The organism is Mucilaginibacter inviolabilis (genome assembly GCF_011089895.1).
Classification (GTDB): domain Bacteria; phylum Bacteroidota; class Bacteroidia; order Sphingobacteriales; family Sphingobacteriaceae; genus Mucilaginibacter; species Mucilaginibacter inviolabilis.
Genome location: NZ_JAANAT010000001.1, coordinates 402006 through 422405 on the forward strand (window position 1 = coordinate 402006; position 20400 = coordinate 422405).

At 41.5% G+C, this 20400-nt stretch carries 16 protein-coding genes; 4 read left to right on the forward strand and 12 right to left on the reverse strand.

The window, feature by feature from the left end; genetic code table 11:
- Positions 1 to 93: 93 nt before the first annotated feature.
- A complete protein-coding gene (locus G7092_RS01500) occupies positions 94 to 1638 on the reverse strand; it encodes a L,D-transpeptidase family protein (RefSeq protein ID WP_235953756.1) in 1545 nt (514 codons plus the stop codon).
- Between the two features lie 933 nt (positions 1639 to 2571).
- On the opposite strand from G7092_RS01500, the gene G7092_RS01505 reads away from it, so the two are divergent.
- The gene (locus G7092_RS01505; RefSeq protein WP_166085498.1) at positions 2572 to 4086 is read left to right on the forward strand and encodes an alpha/beta hydrolase-fold protein; all 1515 of its coding nucleotides are present in this window, start codon (positions 2572 to 2574) and stop codon (positions 4084 to 4086) included.
- A 321-nt stretch (positions 4087 to 4407) separates the two neighbouring features.
- Positions 4408 to 4923, forward strand: a complete 516-nt coding sequence (locus tag G7092_RS01510; protein ID WP_166085500.1) for a DinB family protein — start codon at positions 4408 to 4410, stop codon at positions 4921 to 4923.
- On the opposite strand, the gene G7092_RS01515 is transcribed toward G7092_RS01510, so the two are convergent.
- The 8 genes from G7092_RS01515 to G7092_RS01550 all read right to left on the reverse strand — a co-directional run bounded on the left by G7092_RS01515 (position 4920) and on the right by G7092_RS01550 (position 13526).
- On the reverse strand, positions 4920 to 6155 hold the full coding sequence (locus G7092_RS01515) for an MFS transporter (RefSeq protein WP_166085502.1): 1236 nt from the start codon (positions 6153 to 6155) through the stop codon (positions 4920 to 4922). The genes G7092_RS01510 and G7092_RS01515 overlap by 4 nt on opposite strands.
- Positions 6156 to 6270: 115 nt before the next feature.
- Positions 6271 to 7365, reverse strand: a complete 1095-nt coding sequence (gene aroC, locus G7092_RS01520) for a chorismate synthase (protein WP_166085504.1) — start codon at positions 7363 to 7365, stop codon at positions 6271 to 6273.
- Positions 7366 to 7500: 135 nt separating this feature from the next.
- Positions 7501 to 8805 (reverse strand): 3-phosphoshikimate 1-carboxyvinyltransferase, encoded by a 1305-nt coding sequence (aroA, locus tag G7092_RS01525; RefSeq protein WP_166085506.1) that lies wholly within the window; start codon positions 8803 to 8805, stop codon positions 7501 to 7503.
- 12 nt (positions 8806 to 8817) lie between these two features.
- Positions 8818 to 9945, reverse strand: coding sequence for a chorismate mutase (locus G7092_RS01530; protein WP_166085508.1), 1128 nt, complete (start codon positions 9943 to 9945; stop codon positions 8818 to 8820).
- 86 nt (positions 9946 to 10031) lie between these two features.
- Positions 10032 to 10937 carry a prephenate dehydratase gene (locus tag G7092_RS01535; RefSeq protein WP_166085510.1) on the reverse strand — a complete coding sequence of 302 codons (906 nt, stop codon included), beginning with the start codon at positions 10935 to 10937 and terminating at the stop codon, positions 10032 to 10034.
- Positions 10938 to 11333: 396 nt separating this feature from the next.
- Positions 11334 to 12257: a sterol desaturase family protein gene (locus G7092_RS01540; RefSeq protein ID WP_166085512.1), complete on the reverse strand. Its 924-nt coding sequence runs from the start codon at positions 12255 to 12257 to the stop codon at positions 11334 to 11336.
- Between the two features lies 1 nt (position 12258).
- Positions 12259 to 13317, reverse strand: coding sequence for a 3-dehydroquinate synthase (gene aroB / locus G7092_RS01545; RefSeq protein WP_166085514.1), 1059 nt, complete (start codon positions 13315 to 13317; stop codon positions 12259 to 12261).
- Positions 13318 to 13319: 2 nt separating this feature from the next.
- Complete coding sequence (locus G7092_RS01550; RefSeq protein WP_166085516.1) at positions 13320 to 13526, reverse strand: RNA-binding S4 domain-containing protein; 207 nt, start codon at positions 13524 to 13526, stop codon at positions 13320 to 13322.
- Between the two features lie 58 nt (positions 13527 to 13584).
- On the opposite strand from G7092_RS01550, the gene G7092_RS01555 reads away from it, so the two are divergent.
- Complete coding sequence (locus G7092_RS01555; RefSeq protein ID WP_166085518.1) at positions 13585 to 14787, forward strand: proline dehydrogenase family protein; 1203 nt, start codon at positions 13585 to 13587, stop codon at positions 14785 to 14787.
- Between the two features lie 389 nt (positions 14788 to 15176).
- Positions 15177 to 16568: a DNA/RNA non-specific endonuclease gene (locus G7092_RS01560; protein ID WP_166085520.1), complete on the forward strand. Its 1392-nt coding sequence runs from the start codon at positions 15177 to 15179 to the stop codon at positions 16566 to 16568.
- A 37-nt stretch (positions 16569 to 16605) separates the two neighbouring features.
- Here the strand turns inward: G7092_RS01560 and G7092_RS01565 are convergent, their stop codons facing one another.
- The 3 genes from G7092_RS01565 to G7092_RS01575 are packed head-to-tail and all read right to left on the reverse strand — an operon-like array spanning position 16606 to position 20364.
- Positions 16606 to 17955 (reverse strand): alkaline phosphatase family protein, encoded by a 1350-nt coding sequence (locus G7092_RS01565; protein WP_166085522.1) that lies wholly within the window; start codon positions 17953 to 17955, stop codon positions 16606 to 16608.
- 10 nt (positions 17956 to 17965) lie between these two features.
- Positions 17966 to 19180 (reverse strand): metabolite traffic protein EboE, encoded by a 1215-nt coding sequence (gene eboE, locus G7092_RS01570; RefSeq protein WP_166085524.1) that lies wholly within the window; start codon positions 19178 to 19180, stop codon positions 17966 to 17968.
- Positions 19177 to 20364, reverse strand: coding sequence for a 3-dehydroquinate synthase (locus tag G7092_RS01575; RefSeq protein WP_166085526.1), 1188 nt, complete (start codon positions 20362 to 20364; stop codon positions 19177 to 19179). Before G7092_RS01575 ends, eboE begins: the two co-directional genes overlap by 4 nt.
- Between the last annotated feature and the right edge of the window lie 36 nt (positions 20365 to 20400).

A 20400-nucleotide genomic window follows, 5' to 3' on the forward strand; every position in this document is an offset into this window, starting at 1 on the left:
AACTAATAAACATTCTAATTCTGAGATTAACGCAACATGCAAGATTTCAACCTGTTATTTTTTGTCGTGATACTTGATACTAACTACTTGATACTAATTAACACCCATCAAAGGTTTTAAATGATCGTACAATACAATATCCAGTCCGTACACATCCTGGCGATATTGTAATGCGCCGGTGTCATCCGCCCAGCAGGTAACATAGGTAATGTAAATCGGGGTTTTTTTAGGCAAGCCAATATTGGTGGGTTCTGGGTTATCCTCGCTCATATCCTTGGCAATCGTATCGTAATTTTCCCCCTCGCCAAAAAGGTTTTTAGCAAGTCCCTGAGGATCGCCCAGGCGTACACAGCCGTGGCTTACAGCGCGCATCGCTTTTCTGAAAGCCGATTTTGCCGGTGTATCATGCAGGTACACGCTGCTTTTATTTTTAAACAGGAACTTTATTTTCCCTAATGAATTGTCTTCCCCCGGGCGTTGTTTAAAATCATATTGCAGGTTATCGGCAGTCACGGTCGACCAGTCTATCGATTCCGGATCTTCAATTTTTATCCCGTCTTTGTAAACGTCTATGTTCTTGTTTGATAAATAGTAAGGATCTTCGGCAGCCTCAATAATGATCTCTTTGGTGGCTATGCTCCTCGGGATATTCCAGGTAGGGTTAACCTCAACGCTATGGATCACGCTGCTCAACTGTGGTGTTTCGCGTGGGAAAGGTTTATCATACCGGTCACTATCGGCATAAGATATCAGGCTGGCTCTGCCGTCCATGTTACGTCCCTGGCCCACACAAACCTTCATGTTTAAAACAGATTTGCCACCCTCCATCACGTCCAGCTTAAAATCGGGGATATTTACTATGACATATTTTTGTTCGGTTGGCTTATTTTTCCAGCGCAGGCGTTCCATGTTCACCAAAAAATACCGTTTGGATTCCTCGGCAGATAAGCCATCTATCACAGTATTATTCAGAAATGCCTTTTGCAGGGCTTTGTACTGTGGGTCGGCCGGCTGAATGCTATCCAGGTAAGTTTTCAGGTCTTTTACCAGTAACACATTTTTCATGCTGGTGCTATCAGGGCGTTTGGTAGCGGTAAAATACCGGGAAAATATTTTCCGGGGATTCACAACCCCATATTGCAGCGCGTTAGAATATTTGATCAGCGAACTTGCGGTAAGCAATTCCAACCGGGCAAGTTCATGATAGGCTTCATCGGTTGACATAATGCCATTTTTGTCATGAAATTTGGCAACAAGAGCTCTGATAGCTGCAATATGATATGGTTTTTTGCTAAGCCCATGCTCGGTGATCTTGTCAAAATAATCGGGCAGTATATCCAGATCGCCGTTAAAAAAATGATCCATCACTAAAACAGGCTGATAACCGTTCCCCTTTACAAAAGCCTCAATCACCTCTTCGTTTGCTATTTGTGATTTTTGACTTTCAATCTCTTTTTTCAACGCAGCGGCCAGTGTATCAGGGTCAACGTCTTCATATATTTTATTCTGGGTTACTTTAAAAAGTCGGTCGGCTATGGCCGAATGTTTTTTCTTGCAGCTTTGAAAAGCAAGCATGGATACAAAAAGACCCAATATCAGCAGGTAAACGGAGGTCTTTTTTGTGAAGGTAAAAGTCATGATAAACGTACAGTTAATTACCCTTGCGTTAGCAATAGCCATACCACAAAGTAAAATGGCAACGATTATTTTTTAAAACCGCTGTTTTGTATCAAAACGGCCGGTGAACAGGAGACGCGTGCTTATTTATAAATCATAAGCTGTAGCATTTTAGCCAGCCGTTTCTATATTTCCATACAAAGATATGGTATTAAAGTTCTAAGTTGGGAGTGGAAAGGTTTAAGATAAGGTTATAATAACTACCGTAGTTTAAATTACTGCAGAGATGCAAATTTTGTACCTCCGCAGTAATAAGCAGGTTTTTATATAGTGATAATGACTCCAATAGAGTGGCCACTATTTATGCCCCGCAATCAGATGAGTTCAGGACAATAACCTGGTGGTTTTCATTATACGAAATACAGGTACAATAAAGATTGCACGAGCCGGAAGAATAGTTACCTTGATTGTCGGTACCTTCACAGAGGGTGCGCTGACAGTAGGGTTGGGTTCTTGCGCCTCCCTTTACATTTTTCATCTGGTCTCGATTGAGCAATCTTCCAAATGCCGAAGTTAAATTTGATTTTTTCATTGGTTAAATAATATATAATATAATTGGTTTGCTTGATGATGTAGATTGCGATGTATGATCTGTAAACAAAAAATATTATCTATTTCTGTTTATTTATCAGGTTATTATGTAATACTAATATAAGTATTTTTTTATAATTGAATATTTTAACCAGGGGGAATAATGCATCATATCTACCCTGTTATCCCTTCTGTTGAAGCAAACGGGTGTCACTGCACTACCTTGTTTCTGCCTGTGGCGATAATCAGACGATAGATTAAAACACGCCATAAGTTAAACGGTGTGTTGGCTGTAACGTTTTTTATCGGGGTGTAGTCTTAATTTTAATTGCCATCCAAAATGCTGGCCTTTATAATATCCATATGAAAAAACCTATCACTTTGTTTACTGTTCTGCTGATTTGTTTAGCAGGCAGCACTTTGGCGCAACGCAAGCCGCTGAATATTATTCGCGATAGTATTTACTCCAACATACTCAGAGAAAAACGATCGATAGAGATTGTACTGCCAGAGGGTTACAGTGGTACCGCCGCCGCCAAATACGATGTTATTTATATTACCGATGGTGAATGGAATACACAGATAGTAGGCAATATTGAGCGCTTTTTAGAGATCCAGTTTATACCGGCCAATATTATGGTTAGCTTGCCTAATACCATGCTGCAAGGCCAAAATATGCGCGGGCGCGATCTTACACCTACCCGGGCCGACGGTGATCCGCAATCGGGCGGGGCGGCCAATTACATTGCCTTTATAAAAACGGAGTTGATGCCTTACATTAACAAAAAATACCGTACTACCGGCATGAATACTTATCATGGCGGTTCATATGGCGGCCTGTTTGGCATGTATATGCTAATGAAAGAGCCCCAGCTGTTTCAATCGTATTTGCTGGCTGATCCAAGTTTTTGGTGGGATAAGGATTATCTGCCCAAACTGGTACGCGATAGTATAAGTAAGATCGACTTAAACAACACCACTTTGCTAATCACCGGGCGCGAGGGAGAGCCGGCCCGCGAGCAGCGGATAAATATCATGGATTCGATACTGCAAAAGGCGGCTTCTGTTGGGTTTCATTATAAACGATTGCTGTATAATGATGAAACACATAACAGTATGATTTTTCGTACGGTGTATGATGGGTTAAAATTAACTTACCATGGGTACAGCAAAGAGGGTTTGAATTTTTATCCCGAGGGCGGCGTACTGATGAGAGACAAGCCTTTTAAGATGCGTTTCCAGGGTGATTTTGTGAAAGAGCTGCATTACACCACCGATGGCAGCGTGCCTACTATGGCATCGCCTAAAATGAATGGTAATGATTTGACGCTTAATAATATTACACAATTAAACTTTAAAGAACTTACCTATCGCCCGGGATATGAACAGCAGGGGAGTGCTAATTTTATCATAGGTGATGCCCTGCCCGCAAGCCCTAAGCTCAAAAACTTCAGCCCCGGCGGCTGGAATTACGCTTATTACGAGGGTAACTGGAACACCCTGCCCGACTTTAAAAAGTTAAAGCCGCTAAAAAAAGGCTGGGCGGGTAAAGACTTCGAGCTGAGCAAGTTGCCAAAACAGCAAAATTTCGCCTGTGTGTTTAGCGGGCAATTGGAAATAGCACAAACAGGCTATTACATTTTTGGATTGCGCGGCGATTGTGAGTCCAGGATGTACATCAATAACCAGTTGATACTTACCCAGCAAACGGCAGGTATTAAATCGTACCTGCTACCCTTACAAAAAGGGTTTTACAGCATTAAGGTTGAATACCTGGAGAAACAAGGCAAGCAACCATCGCTCGATATTCTTTACGCGCCTGAAAATGGCAATGGCGGCATAATACCCATGGAACTGCGTTATGGGGATGTGAGATAAGACTATCGACTTAAATTCGTATATTTGTATACGTACCAGCCCGGTTTTCTTTTCAATAGGAAACCGGGCTGTTTAGTTAAGGAAAAAAGAGCCCCAAAACAGACTATTTTTTATTTAGTTATTTGAATGTCAGTTATTTAATGCTTTTTAAAGCTTTCAAAACCCATCAAAAAATTGTTAAAAAGTGTTAAAATGGCGTTAAAATTTAGTTAAACAGCATAAAAACCAACCGTTTTTACCCTGTTTTTGACTAAAAAAGTGTTAAAATTAAAGGTTTAAAAAGTTTTTTGAGATATAAAATCGAACCAATTTTTAAAAACGATGACAGCAAAAAGCAAAACAGAAGTCTGGCTTCGCGGACCTTGGGATGATGTGCCGGGTCTTCTCCAGCCCGTAGCCCACGCCTTGCTACAAGCCCGGGAAGAGCTACAGGAACTGATGGCCGATTTCCCGGATCGGCTGCTATGGCAAAAGGTAGCAGGTATGGCATCTCCCGGCTTTCATCTGCAGCACTTAACCGGTGTACTAAACCGTCTTTTTACCTATGCCAGAGGCGAAATGCTTACAGCAGAACAACTGGATTACCTGTCGGCTGAAGGGAATGCAACTGAAAATATAACCACCGCTGGTTTGGTTCAGCGATTTGATAAGGAGGTTAGTAAAGCCATTGCCCAGTTGCTAGCAACCGATGAACAGACCTTAAAGCAGTTCCGTGGGGTAGGCCGGGCGCAATTACCATCAACCGTAATAGGCTTGTATGTACATTCTGCCGAACATACCATGAGGCATTTAGGTCAGCTTTTGGTTACGGTTAAAGTATTGAGAAATAGCCTTTAGTCGGCCTGTTTAATAATAATTGGTTTGGTGTGCGGACTCAACTTTTTCAGCACAAAAAAGCCACTTGAGGATACCAGGCATACTGAAGCTAGTATCCACCATAACGTCGAAAAACCACCATGAGCAATGATTTGACTGCCAACCGCGGGAGCTATGACCTGCGCCGCCGACCATGACATACTGTACAATGCGGCATATTCGCCGCGATTACCATTAGTGGTTCGATTTATCCAGTAGGCGTTCATGAAAGGCATGCTCATGATTTCGCCAAGGGTAATCATCGCTACCACCAATATAGCTACCCATGCGGCGTGTGGCAGTAAATTTAACATTGCAAAGCTGGCGCCTGCTATAATAATACCTGTGCAGATATACGTAAGCGGGTTTCTTTTGCCCTCCAGCTTATGGATCAGTATCATTTCTACCAATACGATAAGGATGCCATTCAGTGCCAGTAGAAAGCCTATAAAGCGCTCATTGAAATGCCACTGGATATTGTAAAACACCGGTTGCATAATAAAGAACTGAAAAAAGCAGGTGGCAAACAAAGTGCTCAACAGGATAAATACCAGGTAGATACCATCTTTATAGGCAGAGGTTGATGCTACGGCTTTATCGGCCAGATCTTTAACCGTCTTTCTGATCGTGGCCCGTGGCATCAGTTTCAGTAGCAGAAGCGCGGCAAAAATATTGGTACAACCATCAACCCAAAAAAGTAAATGGTAGTTGAATGAGGCCAGAAAACCGCCCAATCCGCCGCCAAAAGCCCAGCCTAGGTTGGTGGCCAAGCGATTGAGTGAGTAGGAGCGGGTCTTGTTCTCGTCGTTGCTGTAATGCGCTATGGCTGTGGAGTTAGCCGGGCGAAATGATTCGTTGCAAATGCTCAGTACAAAAGTGCCGATGCTCACGCTCAAAAAAGTATGCTGATAACCCAATACCAGGAACAATATGCCTCCAATAAACAGCGCACCAACTTGAATATCGTAAAAGCCTATTTTATCGGTTAATCTGCCGCCAATGAATGCTCCGGATATGGCCCCAATACCAAAAAATGCCATCACCCAACCTGATTGCACAATGGTAAAATGCAATTGCTGAATGGTGTATATGCTCATAAAGGGTACTACCATAGTGCCGCTGCGGTTAATGAGCATCACAATGCTTAGGTACCAGCTGTTTTTTGATAGTCCGCTATAGGCTTGTTTGTATAATTGGATGACAGAGGTTAACATAGGTTTACAAAGATATAGATTGGGCTTAAGGCTTAAAGCTAAAAGCCCAAAGCTTTTTTATGAGCTTCGGGCTTTTGAACTATTTAATGGGCTTTAGGCTTTGTGCCTTAGGCTTTCAGCTTAAAATAGAATTTCGGTTCCGGAGCCAATGATCGGCCAGTACCAGTGCGGCCATGGCTTCAACAATAGGTACAGCGCGAGGGACGACGCAAGGATCATGACGACCTTTGCCCGATATTTCGGCAGCATTACCCTCGCTGTCAATAGTGGCTTGGTTTTTCATGATAGTAGCCACGGGTTTAAAGGCAATCTTGAACTCAATAGGCATGCCATTGCTGATACCGCCCTGAATACCACCAGAAAAATTGGTAATGGTGCTGATATCGCCTAAATGCGATTTTACAAAGATGTCATTATGTTCTGATCCGCGCATTTCGCTGCCGGCAAAGCCCGAGCCGAATTCGAAGCCATGCACTGCGTTAATGCTCAGCATAGCTTTACCCAGATCGGCGTGAAGCTTGTCAAATACTGGTTCGCCAAGGCCTACAGGGCAGTTTTTTATATGACAGCTGATCTTACCGCCAACAGTATCGCCGTCTTTACGCACACTGTCAATAAAAGTGATCATTTCCTCGGCAGTTGCCGGATCAGCGCAACGCACAATGTTCTTTTCGCGTTCGTCGATAAACTCCTGTACGCTGTCTATGCTTACATTAGGCGCATTGATAGTACCTACACTGCTTACATGGGCCGCTATCTCGATACCCTGACTTTTTAATAGAAGTTTGGCCAAAGCGCCTGCAGCAACACGTGCAGCGGTTTCGCGGGCAGATGACCGGCCTCCACCACGGTGATCACGGATACCATATTTGGTTTGGTAAGTATAATCGGCATGGGAAGGACGAAACACATCCACGTTATGGCTGTAATCTTTGGAGCGTTGATCTTCGTTAGGGATCAGCATAGCTATTGGCGTACCTGTGGTTTTACCTTCAAATACACCTGACAGGATTTTTACGGTATCGCTTTCTTTACGCTGCGTAGTTATTTTTGACTGACCGGGTTTGCGTTTATCCAGTTCGCCCTGAATATAATCCAGATCGACTGGTAATTGCGCAGGGCATCCATCAATAATTACCCCAATTGCTTCGCCATGCGATTCGCCAAAGGTAGTTATCCTGAATATTTGCCCGAATGAGTTGCCTGCCATTGTTTTAGATGTGTGATGTTTAAACCGTCATTGCGAGGTACGAAGCAATCTCTAAGCTATACAGATCCTCTGTGTGATTTGGGGATTGCTTCGTACCTCGCAATGACGAGTGATGATTATATTTTAGTCTCTAAATTAAGCTTCTATTTCCTGAACTTCAAAGCCAAGTTTGGCCAGGTCGGTCCAGAAAGCAGGATATGATTTATCAACTACCGGCCCGTTCTCAAATTCCAGTTCTGGAATGACCAAAGCAAGTGGTGCAAATGCCATTGCCATACGGTGATCGTGATAGGTATTGATAAACATACGCTCCGGAATAAACTTACCGCTGCAATTCAGTTGATATACCTCGTTATTTTCGATGAGTTTTACACCCATTTTGGCCAGCTCGGTCTGCAAAGCTAAAATACGGTCGGTTTCTTTAATTTTTAAAGTTTCCAGACCTGTAAAAGCTGCTTCATGTCCTAAAGCTGCGCACACCACAACAATGGTTTGTGCCAGATCGGGGCATTCTTTCAGATCGAATACCTTATGATTAAAAGGTTTGTTCTCTTTGGTTAACTGAACACCACCATCCCTGAATTGAGAAGTGATACCAAAGTTAGCCATAATCTCGGTGATCACACTGTCACCCTGTAAGCTGTATGGGGTCAAGCCAGTCAAAAATAGCTCTGCCTGATCGGCAAGTGCCGCTATCGCATACCAGTATGAGGCCGCACTCCAATCGGGTTCCACATGTATAGAGGTAGTGGTAAATTCCTGATTGGTTATAGCAATGACGTTATCTTGCCATTGGTGTTTTATACCTGCGGTTTCCAGCATGGCAAGCGTCATTTCTACATATGGGCGCGAGGTTAACTCACCTTCAATGTGGAGTTCCAAACCAAAAGGCAGCCGTGCAGCGATGAGCAACAAAGCAGTAATATACTGACTGCTGATGTTACCTTTAATACTGATCTTACTAGTTAGCTGCCCGAAACTGCCTTTTAGTTTTATTGGAGGATATCCCTCTTTTTCTTCGTAATCAATATGGGCACCTAACTCTCTCAGCGCATCAACCAATATACCTATTGGTCTTTCCTTCATCCTTTGGCTGCCAGTTAATATGACTTCATTATCCTGTATGGCAAAATAAGCGGTTAAAAAACGCATAGCAGTACCAGCAGGGCCGATGTCGACAGTAGTGAGTGGTGAGTAGTGAGTGGTGAGCGGTTCTCCACCTGCAAGAATTTCTTGATTCTTGACTCTTGACTCTTGATTCTTTCTCAAAATACCCGCCAGCAATACTGCATCAGCGGCATCAGATACGTTCTCAACCTTAACCTTACCATTGCTTAAAGCTTCGATCACCAGTGCACGGTTACACTCACTTTTTGAACCGGTGAGATTTACCGTGCCGCTTATTTGCTTATTACTTTTTTTCAGGATGACGTTTTGCATCAGTATACTATATTAAGCGTGGGAAAGTTTTTCTGCTGCTTGCCCCGCTTCATTTTTATTCATGATCTCGGTTTGTCTGCGGATTGACTCACTGTGTAAAAGCTCCAATAACTTCTCAGTAAATTCCGGACTTAACTTTAATGCTTTTGCGTAGTTGGTGCGTTTTTGAACAATCTCATCCCAACGGCCCACCTGTAAAATGGTAATATTGTTATCTTTTTTGTAGTTACCGATCTTCTCAGCAATTTGCATACGCTCAGCAATTTTCTGGATAACCAGGTCGTCAATTTTGTCAATCTGGGTACGTAGTTCAGCAAGTTTGTCGTTTAGTTCGGCACTGCGGATCTCTGGTTTACGTAAAGCCAGGTGATCAATAATGTCAGCTAATGCAGCAGGAGTAACCTGTTGTTTGGCATCTGTCCAGGCAACGCTTGGATCAATGTGCGACTCGATCATTAAGCCTTGCATATCCAGGTCTAATGCTTTTTGAGAAATGTAACCGATCAGGTCGCGGTTGCCTGAAATATGGCTTGGATCATTAATTAAAGGCAATTCTGGTGCTAATGTTTTTAACTGGATAGCGATATCCCACATTGGCTCATTACGGAAAGCTGATTTTTCGTAAGACGAGAATCCACGATGAATAGCGGCCAGTTTAGTAATACCTGCATTATTGATACGCTCCAAAGCACCAATCCATAAAGAAAGATCAGGGTTAACCGGGTTTTTAACCATTACTGGTACGTCAACCCCTTGTAGAGCATCAGCAATTTCCTGCACGGTGAAAGGGTTAACGGTTGAACGTGCGCCTACCCATAAAATATCAACACCTGCTTTTAAAGCTTCCTCTACGTGTTTAGCGGTAGCCACTTCAACAGCAGTAGGTAATCCGGTTTCTTCTTTGGCGCGTTTAAGCCATTCCAAACCTATGCTACCGATACCTTCAAACTCACCCGGACGGGTACGTGGTTTCCAGATACCTGCACGCAACGCAGAGATGCGACCTGTTTGAGCTAATAAATGAGCAGTAGCCACTAATTGATCTTCGGTTTCGGCGCTGCACGGGCCTGCAATTACCAATGGTTCTTTTCCGGTTTTGATCCAGGTATGAAGCGGCTGTATGTTTAAATTCAGTTTCATTGTTTTTTGTTATTTGTCCGGCGTTTTAGTTTTTTACCGGTGTGTTTTTATATTTTGTTTAAATCTTCAGTTATTAATTACGGGTCTTAGACATTTCTGCGGATATTGATATACTTTCTTATCCGGTCATTTTTTTGAGGTTTAGGAGTTGTTGTTAATTCATCGTCATGTCTTTCATATTCACCAAGTATGTTAAAATTATGCGTGTATTTAAGTATTTGTCTTATAGATACATCGTATTGTTTGGGTTCATCCCATTCAATATCTACGTAAAAATTATATTCATTCCGTTTACCTAAAATAGGCATGGATTGTATCTTGCTCATATTTACACCCTCTTCGGCAAAAATATTAAGCACTTTAGCTAATGCTCCCACTTTATTGCTAACCTGAAAACAAAGTGAGGCTTTATTAGAGATCTTTTTTTCCACGTTATCGTGGTGGGTAAGGATCAGGAAACGGGTAAAGTTCTTTTTGTTTGATTCTATCCGGCGCTCCAGTACATCAAGTCCATAAAGTTTAGCAGCAAGTGCGTTCGCTATAGCAACAGTATCCGTTAATTGTTCTTCTCTGATGCGTTTGGCGCAAGCCGCGGTATCATTACTTTCTACAATTTTAAGATGTGGGTATTCATCAAAAAAATCAACACACTGGCGTAAAGCGATAGGATGGGAGGTCACATATTTGATATCCTCAAACTTTACGCCTGGTAGTGCCATTAAATGTAATTGAATGGGCAGATAGATTTCGCCCACTACCGGGAAACCATAATCAAGCAATAGGGTATAATTTGGCAATATACTCCCGGCAATGCTGTTTTCAATGGCCATTACCACATAATCTGCCTCCCTGTTTTTTAGGGTCTCAAAAGTTTGCTTAAATGAGTTGCATTCAATGGTTTGAGCATTTTCTCCAAAATATCGTAAAGCAGCTTCTTCGTGAAAAGAAGCTCTTATTCCCTGGATTGCAACTCTTGGTCTTTCTATCTTCATAAACCTCGTTAAAGCAAAAAGTCCCGGCATTTTGTGCCGGGACTTTTTAAGTTCTTTATGTGTGTGTTAAGTACATATTAGTCCCGGCTCTCACTGTTAAAGTAAAAGTAGTAACCGAAGTAATATGCGCTTGTAAATTTCATTTGTTTTTTATTACGTTGTAAATGTACGGTAAAAAATGTTTTTGTCAATAGAAAATTTTATTTTTTGTAAAATAGTTGGATTGAAACAAATTTTATTCTGTTTAAATTGATTTTACAGTTGTTTGAATATATTTTTTGGTTTTAAAATCAACGGGTACAATATAATTATCTGCATGATCTTTTAATTTAAAAAAAAACAGGCTTGTTGATATCTTAATGTAATATCCGAAAACTGAAGAGCTTGTTCTAAAAATCAGGCAGAATGTTTTTGCTCATCTGCATGGGTAATATGTTGTATTTCGTATTCCCTTTGCAGTACACGGGCAGTTTGTGAACTACCATCATGGCTCCATCCTGGCGGGTTTAATAGATATCCTAGCTTGTTTTTAAAACCGGGCGCAATTTTAACATCATGGATCAACGCTTTCCACTCATGAAAGATAATATTCACCGGCCCCATATCTTCGGGTTGTTTGGTGAGGCCGTATTTAACCGGCTCCGGCAGATCCTCATCTCTGAAGGTGCCAAAAAGCCTGTCCCATATAATGAGTACCATCCCCATATTTTTATCCAGATAGGGGATGTTCGAGGCATGATGTACCCGATGGTGTGCCGGCGTTACAAATAGCCACCCATACCATTTAGGCAACGATACTTTATACTGCGTATGTACTATATTACCGTAAAGTTGGGTAATGAGGTAGGCATACAAGATATCAATGGCGGTAAACCCCATCAATGCCAGCGGCAGATAAAAAAACGTTCGGTAAAACGGTTCGAAAACTGTTGACCGGAAACCTGTGGTTAAATTAAAATGCTCAGAAGAATGATGTGTTACATGCATTGCCCAAAAGAGCCTGCAATAATGCCCCGTGTAGTGTAACACCCAGTATAAAAAGTCCTGTACTATAACCAGCACAAACCAATACAAATAGACGTTATGTATTTGAAAAAGCCTGAACTGATAGGCAAAACTCAGCATAAAAAAAGTACTGGCTTTAACTATAAGATTGGTAACTACCGCTAGCGATGTAAGATAAATATTATTAAAGGTATCGCGTTTTTCATAGTACTTACGATTTTCCCAGTAGCTTAAGCCCATTTCAACAAGGGTTAATACAACCAGCAAGCCCATCAGTACCAGCGCGGCCTTATTCCGGGGATCTAACTCAGACATTTTACAAATTAATGTAATACATTAAACTTTCACGAAGTTCGGCTTCTGTGCAGATATTATCAATATTGCATTCCCCGATTTTATTCAGCAGTGTGCAATTTATTTTATTATCCTGGTTCTTTTTGTCCTTTTGCATGATAGCAAATAAAGTATCAAAGCTATCCTCCTTGATCGTATATCTTGGATAAAGGGAACCGAAAACGCTGGTTATCTCACTTAACTCAGTTGAGCTTAAGCCGGTTTTTTTATGGGCGAGATATGATTCGCAGATCATGCCGATAGCGATAGCTTCGCCATGTGATAATGGGTCTGCATCATTGATCAATGAATTGGTTTCAACGGCATGACCAATAGTGTGACCAAAATTTAAAGCTTTGCGGATACCTTTTTCTGTAGGATCTTCGATAGTGATCACATTTTTTATTTCTACAGAACGATAAACCAGCTGAACCGATGGCTCTTTTAAATCACTTGATTTAAGCTCTTCCCAATAAGCCGCATCAGCTATCAGTCCGTGTTTAAGCATCTCAGCAAGGCCCGAAAGTATTTGTCTTGGTGGAAGGGTTTTTAAAAAGTTATACTCAATAAATACAGCCTTTGGCTGTGTAAACGTACCTACGATGTTTTTGATGCTATCAATATCGATACCTGTTTTGCCACCTACGGAAGCATCTACCTGTGATAGCAGGGTAGTAGGTACATGTACAAAATCAATCCCTCTTTTAAATGTCGAAGCTGCAAAGCCTCCCAAGTCGGTCACAACGCCACCACCCAGGTTTATCATCAAACTTTTACGGTCGGCGCCAAAATCTATCAGCATTTTCCATACGCCGATGCAAAAATCAATGTCCTTGCTTTCTTCGCCGGCGTTTATCTCGATAAGGTCATAATCACCCAGCTCGTCCAATTTATTTTTTACAAGTGGCAAACAATGAACACCAGTGTTCTCGTCAGTTAAAATAAAGAATTTGGAATAGGCTCCTTTTTTTACAAAATTGACCAGTTCGTCAACGCTATTATTAAAATATATAGGGTAATTGTCGCTTTGAATAGTATCCATTATCATATCACCAGGATTTTATTTCCCCTAAATTCAACAGTATCTCCGCGTTTAACTTTAAGGCGTTTTCGGTAATCAACCTCACCATTATATTTTACTTCTCCCTCACTTACAACTATTTGTGCCTCCCCGCCGGTTGATACCAGGTGGGTAGCTTTTAGCAGTTGTATCATGGGAATATAATCGCCTGTTAATTTAAATTCTGTCATGGAGCGGCAAAAATAAACTATTCATGGAATAATGAGATATCATTTTATAATTTTGCAAATGCTTTCTAACCAAACGAACAATAAAACTCAACAGGTTAAGCCCTCTTTTGAAAATACAGAAATCGCTTTCCGTCACTCATCTAATGCTGATCTTAACCGGGCATACTGGTTATTCAGGATAATCAATATTAACTTTTTAGTAAAAATAGGCCCTCCGGTAACCAACTTTGCTATTAAAATTGGTTTACCTATTAAAAGCTTGATCAAGGCCACTATATTTAAACATTTTTGCGGTGGCGAAACCATTAACGAGTGTAATAATACCATTAAAAATTTGCACAGTGGTGGAGTAGGCACCATATTAGATTACTCCATAGAAGGAGAAGATGACGAAGCCGTTTTTGACAGCACGCGCAATGAGATCATCCGTACTATTGAGCGCGCAACTTCAGACAAGGCTATACCACTTACCGTTTTTAAGGTAACCGGTGTAGGCCGTTTTGCGTTACTGGAAAAATTGGATGCTAAATTGGCTCTTAACGCTGAAGAAGAAAAAGAGTGGCAGCGAGTACAAAACCGGGTATTGGCCATATGCGATAAAGCTTATACCAATAATGTACCGGTAATGATTGATGCCGAAGAGAGCTGGATACAGGAAACCATTGATCTTTTGGCGCTGACCATGATGAGCCGCTTTAATACCAAAACGGCCATAGTTTATAACACCTATCAGATGTACCGCCATGATAAGCTGGCATCTATACTGAATGATCATGAAATTGCCGTTAGTGAGGGCTTTATTTTGGGAGCTAAAATTGTGCGTGGCGCCTATATGGAAAAAGAACGCAAACGTGCTGATGAAAATGGGTATCCTTCACCAATACAACCAGATAAAAAATCTACTGACCTGGATTATGATTCCGCTTTAGACTACTGTACCACCAACATCAATAAAATAGCATTTATCGCCGGTACGCATAATGAAGAAAGTTGCCGTTTACTGGCCGAGCTTTTGGATGCCAAAGGAATTGATCATAAACATCCGCACGTATATTTTTCGCAGCTGTTAGGGATGAGCGATAACCTGAGCTTTAACCTGGCCGATGCTCAATACAACGTTGCTAAATATGTTCCATACGGCCCAATTAAAGCTGTATTGCCGTATTTATTCAGACGGGCACAAGAGAATACGGCTATAGCGGGCCAAATGAGCCGCGAGCTTAGCCTTATTGTAAAAGAACGGAAAAGACGGAAACAATAACTATATTTTTATAGTAATACCAAAAGCCATTTCTTTAAAAGGGGTGGCTTTTTTATTACCGCTAAAAATGCTGTCATCAGTATTCAATCGACAAAAAAGTGGGTTTACATGGTTTACACTTTTTAGGGTTAACATGTGATTAAATTATTGATAGTCAATTATTTATGCTTTATTTCCCTCAAAAAGTGTAAACCATGTTTTTGTATAAATTTTACTGGCTAAACATTAATTGATAACTGCTCATGACACCGGGAGCACCTATCGAATTGAATTAAAGGTGGTTTATTGAGATATTTCTCAGTTTTCTTAATAATTAAAGAACAATCATTTAATGAGGGGCTAATATTACCTAACTTAAATTTATTGCATTATTGACTAAATAAAATATCATGCAATTAAAAAGAACCTCATTCATTTTCCTTATCTCCTCGTTATTATTGGTATCCTGCCAGAAATCATTAGTAACCCCAATTTCAACAGATCCTACGGCGATCAGTACCAACAAAGCTAAAACTCAGGCGGTGGTACAAACTTTTGATGAAGATTTTGAATCCGGATCAAAGACAGCGTATGCGGCGGCAGACGTTGTGTTGAATAGTGGTTCCTGGAATCTTAACGACGCCTTGATCGGAACCAGTGCCTCCGATCAGAAAAATGGCAGCAAGTCTGTTCGTATCCGTAACACGGGCACTCTAAGTATGAACTTTGATGTGAGTACAGGAGCATCAACCGTTACCATGAATTATGCGGTTTATGGTACCGATGGGGCTTCTGCGTTCCAGTTATGGGTTTCCTCAGACGGGGGAAGCAGTTATACACAAGTAGGAGGAATTGAAATAACCGTTTCCAGCACTACTTTAAATACAGCTACTTTTAACGTTAACCAATCCGGTTCTTTACGCTTTCAAGTGAGAAAAACTTCTGGTGGTGCTAACCGCATTAACATTGATGATTTTATTATCAATAGCTTCGACTCAGGTTCAGGTGGCGGTGGCACCGGGGGAGGAACGGGAAGTTCTACCGCTGATAATACCAACCTCTTATTGGGTAACCCAACCGGTGCTACTAACAGTACGGCTAATCCAAATAACTACCTGATCGATCAAACTTATTATACCGAAAGCTACAATCGTGATAAAGGTGTACCTAATTGGGTAAGCTGGTACGTAGGCAGTACATCCTTAGGTTCTGTCGATCGCTCTAATGATTTTCGTGCAGATACCAATTTACCCGCCGGCTGGTATGAAGTATCTAATACCAGTTATTCCGGTTCGGGCTTTGACCGTGGTCATAACTGTCCCAGCGCCGATCGAAGCTCTACTACTGCGGCTAACCAATCTACTTTTTTAATGGATAATATGATTCCGCAGGCCCCCAATAATAATGAGCACACCTGGGCCAATCTGGAAGCTTATGGCCGGTCACTGGTAACTGCCGGTAGTGAAATCTATGTTGTAATGGGTAGCTATGGTTCAGGCGGTACGGGTTCCAGTGGTTCTGCCATTACTGTTGATAATGGACATGTGGTTGTACCTTCTAATATATGGAAAGTGATTGTGGTTATTCCCAACGGAAATAATGACCTGAGTCGTATTACTGCTGATACCCGTGTGATAGCCGTAAATACGCCAAATATCAATTCGATCAGCTCTGATTGGACGCAGTATATTACTACTGTAAAAGATATTGAAAACGCTACTGGCTATACTTTGTTCTCCAATTTATCAGCCAGTGTGCGTACAGCGCTGGAAACAAAGAGAGACGCAGGTACGGCTAACTAATCTAATCATCTGCATTAATCAGAAAATAACATCCTGATTAATACAAATGCTGCCAAATGATATCAAAGACATCAGTAGCATTGATGTTTTTGATATCATTTTTCTCATCCGTAACGATAATAGGTTTATAAGCTTCGGGAACACCAATTCGCCCATGCGATCCTTTTATTAAAGTAGCATCAAGTGGTATAACATCCATTACGTATCTCAAGCCTGCTTTTTTTCTTAAAAGCTTGTAGCCTGCCCTTAATTTGGAGGTCATAAACATCTCCACCGGATCATAGCCGGGTTTTTTGTGGATATCAACTACACGGGCATAATCGGGTGCTTTAGCATCATCGAGCCAAAAATAATAGGTGAACCAGCTGTTCTCGGCCGCCATCAGTACCAGGTCGCCTGAGCGCTCATGCTGAATATGGTGTTTAGCCTGTTCTGCTTTGTCAAGTACCAATTCTACACCGGGAATACCTTGCAATAATGTTTTTACCTGTTCTGTTACTGTTTTATCATTGATATAAATATGGGCTACCTGATGGTCGGCGACGGCAAATGCTTTTGATGCACCGGCATCCAATAACTCCAATCCGCGTTCTGTCCTGATCTGTAAAAGACCTTCGTTCCGCAATATGCGATTAAGGTGTATCGGATTATTTACTGGAGCAATACCATATTCGGAAAGCAGTATGATACGTGCTCCCTTGTTTTGGTAAAAAGTCACCAATTGTTCAACTACAGCGTCAATCGCTTGCAGCTCTTTACCAATTTTGGCCAGATCGGGCCCGAATTTTTGGAGGCAGTAATCAAGGTGGGGGAGATAGATCAGGGTAAGAGTAGGGTTATGCAACGCTTCATTCTCCATAGCCGCATCTGCTATCCATTGTGTCGATTTAATATTAGCGCCGGGCCCCCAAAACTGGAATAAGGGGAATTGCCCCAGTTTATTTTGTAAATGATCGCGTAATTCGGCTGGATGGGAGTAGCAGTCGGGCAGTTTACGTCCGTCTGCCAAATAATTCGGACGGGGAGTTACGGAATAATCGGCCGATGAATACATATTATACCACCAAAACATATTGGCACAGGTAAAAGATGGGTCTTCTTTTTTGGCCTTATCCCAAATTTTTTCGCCCTGAACAAGCTTGTTTGATTGTTTCCAGAATTTCACCTCGCTATCGGCATGATCATACCAGCCATTGCCCACAATGCCCGTATCTGAAGGGAATTTACCCGTTAAATAAGTTGACTGTACCGAAGTGGTAACTGCAGGCAACAATGGCTCAATAGTGCTTAAATGCCTTTGGGCGATGTATTGTTGCAGAAAGGGTGTATGTTGTCCTATAACCGAAGATGATAATCCTACAATATCAATCACTACTGTTTTATTCATGGCATCTGTTTTATGATGATGATAATTTTGTTTTTACCCAGTTTAGCTCCCTGGTAATTGATTCATTTAGCGGCATTTTTAATGAGGAAGGTAAAACACCCCAGGTATAGGTTTCTACTTCCAGGTGGTTGGTGAAAGGATTGTTCTTTTGAAGCGAAAGTACTTCTGTAATATCTGTTTGGGTAGATTTAACCAGGCCCATATCTTCCACAAAGATCGGGACATGAAAATGCGCCCGCCATTCCGTAATATCCGGGTTATGTTTATCTGCCAATGCCTCTGAAAGATCAGGAAAACGCATCAGCGAACCATCAGTACGTTTAGCGATAACCTGATGAAGGTAGGTTGGTTCATCAAATTTTGAAAGTTCATTGGTTACTTTTAGCCTTTCGTCAAGCAATACAGGAAGTTGAGCTTTTAATGCCGCGCTAATTTGAATTTTGCCAACTTTAATGCCTTTCGTCCTGAGCTGTTCAATGATGGTTGTATGCGGCTCATAGCCAATAGCAAAGTGACAGACATCGTAACACAAACAAACGTGCCTTTTCAGTAATTGCTCTGCTTCATCTGGCGTTATACCTAATTTTTCTGAACAGTAGATTTTACTCTGCGTGAGCAGATCGTTTTCAAACCAATTGATAAATTCCGGTCCCGATTCCAGAAAACCATCCGGTTCAGGCTCAATATCGAGGTGTAACAAAATACCGGTAGATTCATAGATGTAATGTAACGCTTCGACTACGGAAAGGATATTTTTAGTCGCTACATTTTTAGCCTGTTCACTTTCTTCGGCATTTGTAAACCAAGGCTTATAACTTAAAGGTGAAGTTGAAATGCCACCCTCCATTCCCTCGGGTAACAGCACCGCCAGTATGTTAAATAATCGGATGGTATAAGCTGTGCGTTCCTTCGTAGTCCAATCGGGAGCGTGTACCTGATCTTTAACTCTGGTATGATGAAAGCCACCGTATGGAAAGCCATTCATGGTAAAAACATATCCACCAACCGCTTGCAGCCATTGTTTAAATTCAGGGAGATGATCATCCTCCAATATTTCTATACTAGCCTGGTTAGAAAGACGTAACCCTATTCCCATAGGCTCATGGGGCGAAAGGTCTTTTTTAATCGGAGGGAAGCTTTCTTTTAAAATAGCAAAATGTGCAGCCCAGCTTTCGCCTGCAAAAATATTTGTGCAGAAAGTTAAGTGACCTGAATTGATTTTCATAAGATCGAGGATGAAAGATTATTATGCATTGCTTGCTGACTGGGCTCCTGCAAAATTTCACCAGCTTTTTTAACAAGCGCAGCGTCAATTTCATGGACTTCTTCGCCTTTGCCTATAGCTGTCAGCAGGGTGATGGTTAATTGGCCGCCCAGATGTTCGCGAAACTCTTGTAAGCCTAATAATATGGGACTATCATCCTGCTTAACTTGTAGCAGAGGATGTGTAAGCACAAATCCCAGTTTTTGGATCAGGTTTAATACTCTGTTTGATTCCTCAGTTGATAAACGGCCCGATAAATTGGAGTATACAGTATCTAAAGCTATTCCCATGGCAACGGCCTCACCATGCCTGACCTCAAAATTGGTGAGATATTCTAATTTGTGCGCACTCCAATGCCCAAAATCAAGTGGACGTGAAGAGCCACTTTCAAAAGGATCGGCACTACGGATATGCTCCAGGTGTAATTTGGCGCATTGCCATATCTGGTAGTTCATGGCAGCTTTATCCCGCTGTGCCAGTAAGTCGGCGTTTTCTTCCAGCCAGATAAAAAACTCTTGGTCTTTGATTAACGCAACTTTAATGGCTTCAGCTATACCCGACCGCCAATCCCGATCAGATAGCGTTTCTAAAAACAAGTCATCATTAAAAACTGCTACAGGAGGAGAGAATGTACCCAGGAAGTTTTTCTTATTAAAATAATTGATACCATTTTTAACGCCTATACCTGAATCATTTTGAGATAAAACCGTAGTGGGTATCCGAATATGTTTAACACCTCTATGACTAATGGTTGCAGCATAGCCAACCATATCAAGCATAGCGCCTCCGCCAATGGCTGCCACAAAGGAATGCCGGTCTATCCCGTGGATGTTTATGGCCTCCAGAACCTGATCCAAATACCGGGTATCATTCTTTACCACTTCACCACCCGGAATAATCAATATATCCTGTATTAACTTCGTTTGATTATGTTGAATAAAATAATCTTTTATCTGGCCAACCAAAGTAGGATGAGCATTTGCTACACCATTGTCAATTACGAAAAGAATTTTTTTTATGGAAGTAGAGATATTGCTACCGGTTAGAAAATCATTGATGAGCTTATTATTAGGATCAAAAAGCGCCGATGTGAAAAAAACGTTGTAACTAAATTTTACCGTAAATGATTGGTGTAGCGTATCCATATAGTATGGTATTGGAAATATTTATTAATGAACATC

Bases quoted from the DNA above. Each gene is read 5' to 3' on its own strand.
- G7092_RS01500 (WP_235953756.1), bottom strand. From the start codon at position 1,638: ATGACTTTTACCTTCACAAAAAAGACCTCCGTTTACCTGCTGATATTG.
- G7092_RS01505 (WP_166085498.1), top strand. From the start codon at position 2,572: ATGAAAAAACCTATCACTTTGTTTACTGTTCTGCTGATTTGTTTAGCA.
- G7092_RS01510 (WP_166085500.1), top strand. From the start codon at position 4,408: ATGACAGCAAAAAGCAAAACAGAAGTCTGGCTTCGCGGACCTTGGGAT.
- G7092_RS01515 (WP_166085502.1), bottom strand. From the start codon at position 6,155: ATGTTAACCTCTGTCATCCAATTATACAAACAAGCCTATAGCGGACTA.
- aroC (WP_166085504.1), bottom strand. From the start codon at position 7,365: ATGGCAGGCAACTCATTCGGGCAAATATTCAGGATAACTACCTTTGGC.
- aroA (WP_166085506.1), bottom strand. From the start codon at position 8,805: ATGCAAAACGTCATCCTGAAAAAAAGTAATAAGCAAATAAGCGGCACG.
- G7092_RS01530 (WP_166085508.1), bottom strand. From the start codon at position 9,945: ATGAAACTGAATTTAAACATACAGCCGCTTCATACCTGGATCAAAACC.
- G7092_RS01535 (WP_166085510.1), bottom strand. From the start codon at position 10,937: ATGAAGATAGAAAGACCAAGAGTTGCAATCCAGGGAATAAGAGCTTCT.
- G7092_RS01540 (WP_166085512.1), bottom strand. From the start codon at position 12,257: ATGTCTGAGTTAGATCCCCGGAATAAGGCCGCGCTGGTACTGATGGGC.
- aroB (WP_166085514.1), bottom strand. From the start codon at position 13,317: ATGGATACTATTCAAAGCGACAATTACCCTATATATTTTAATAATAGC.
- G7092_RS01550 (WP_166085516.1), bottom strand. From the start codon at position 13,526: ATGACAGAATTTAAATTAACAGGCGATTATATTCCCATGATACAACTG.
- G7092_RS01555 (WP_166085518.1), top strand. From the start codon at position 13,585: ATGCTTTCTAACCAAACGAACAATAAAACTCAACAGGTTAAGCCCTCT.
- G7092_RS01560 (WP_166085520.1), top strand. From the start codon at position 15,177: ATGCAATTAAAAAGAACCTCATTCATTTTCCTTATCTCCTCGTTATTA.
- G7092_RS01565 (WP_166085522.1), bottom strand. From the start codon at position 17,955: ATGAATAAAACAGTAGTGATTGATATTGTAGGATTATCATCTTCGGTT.
- eboE (WP_166085524.1), bottom strand. From the start codon at position 19,180: ATGAAAATCAATTCAGGTCACTTAACTTTCTGCACAAATATTTTTGCA.
- G7092_RS01575 (WP_166085526.1), bottom strand. From the start codon at position 20,364: ATGGATACGCTACACCAATCATTTACGGTAAAATTTAGTTACAACGTT.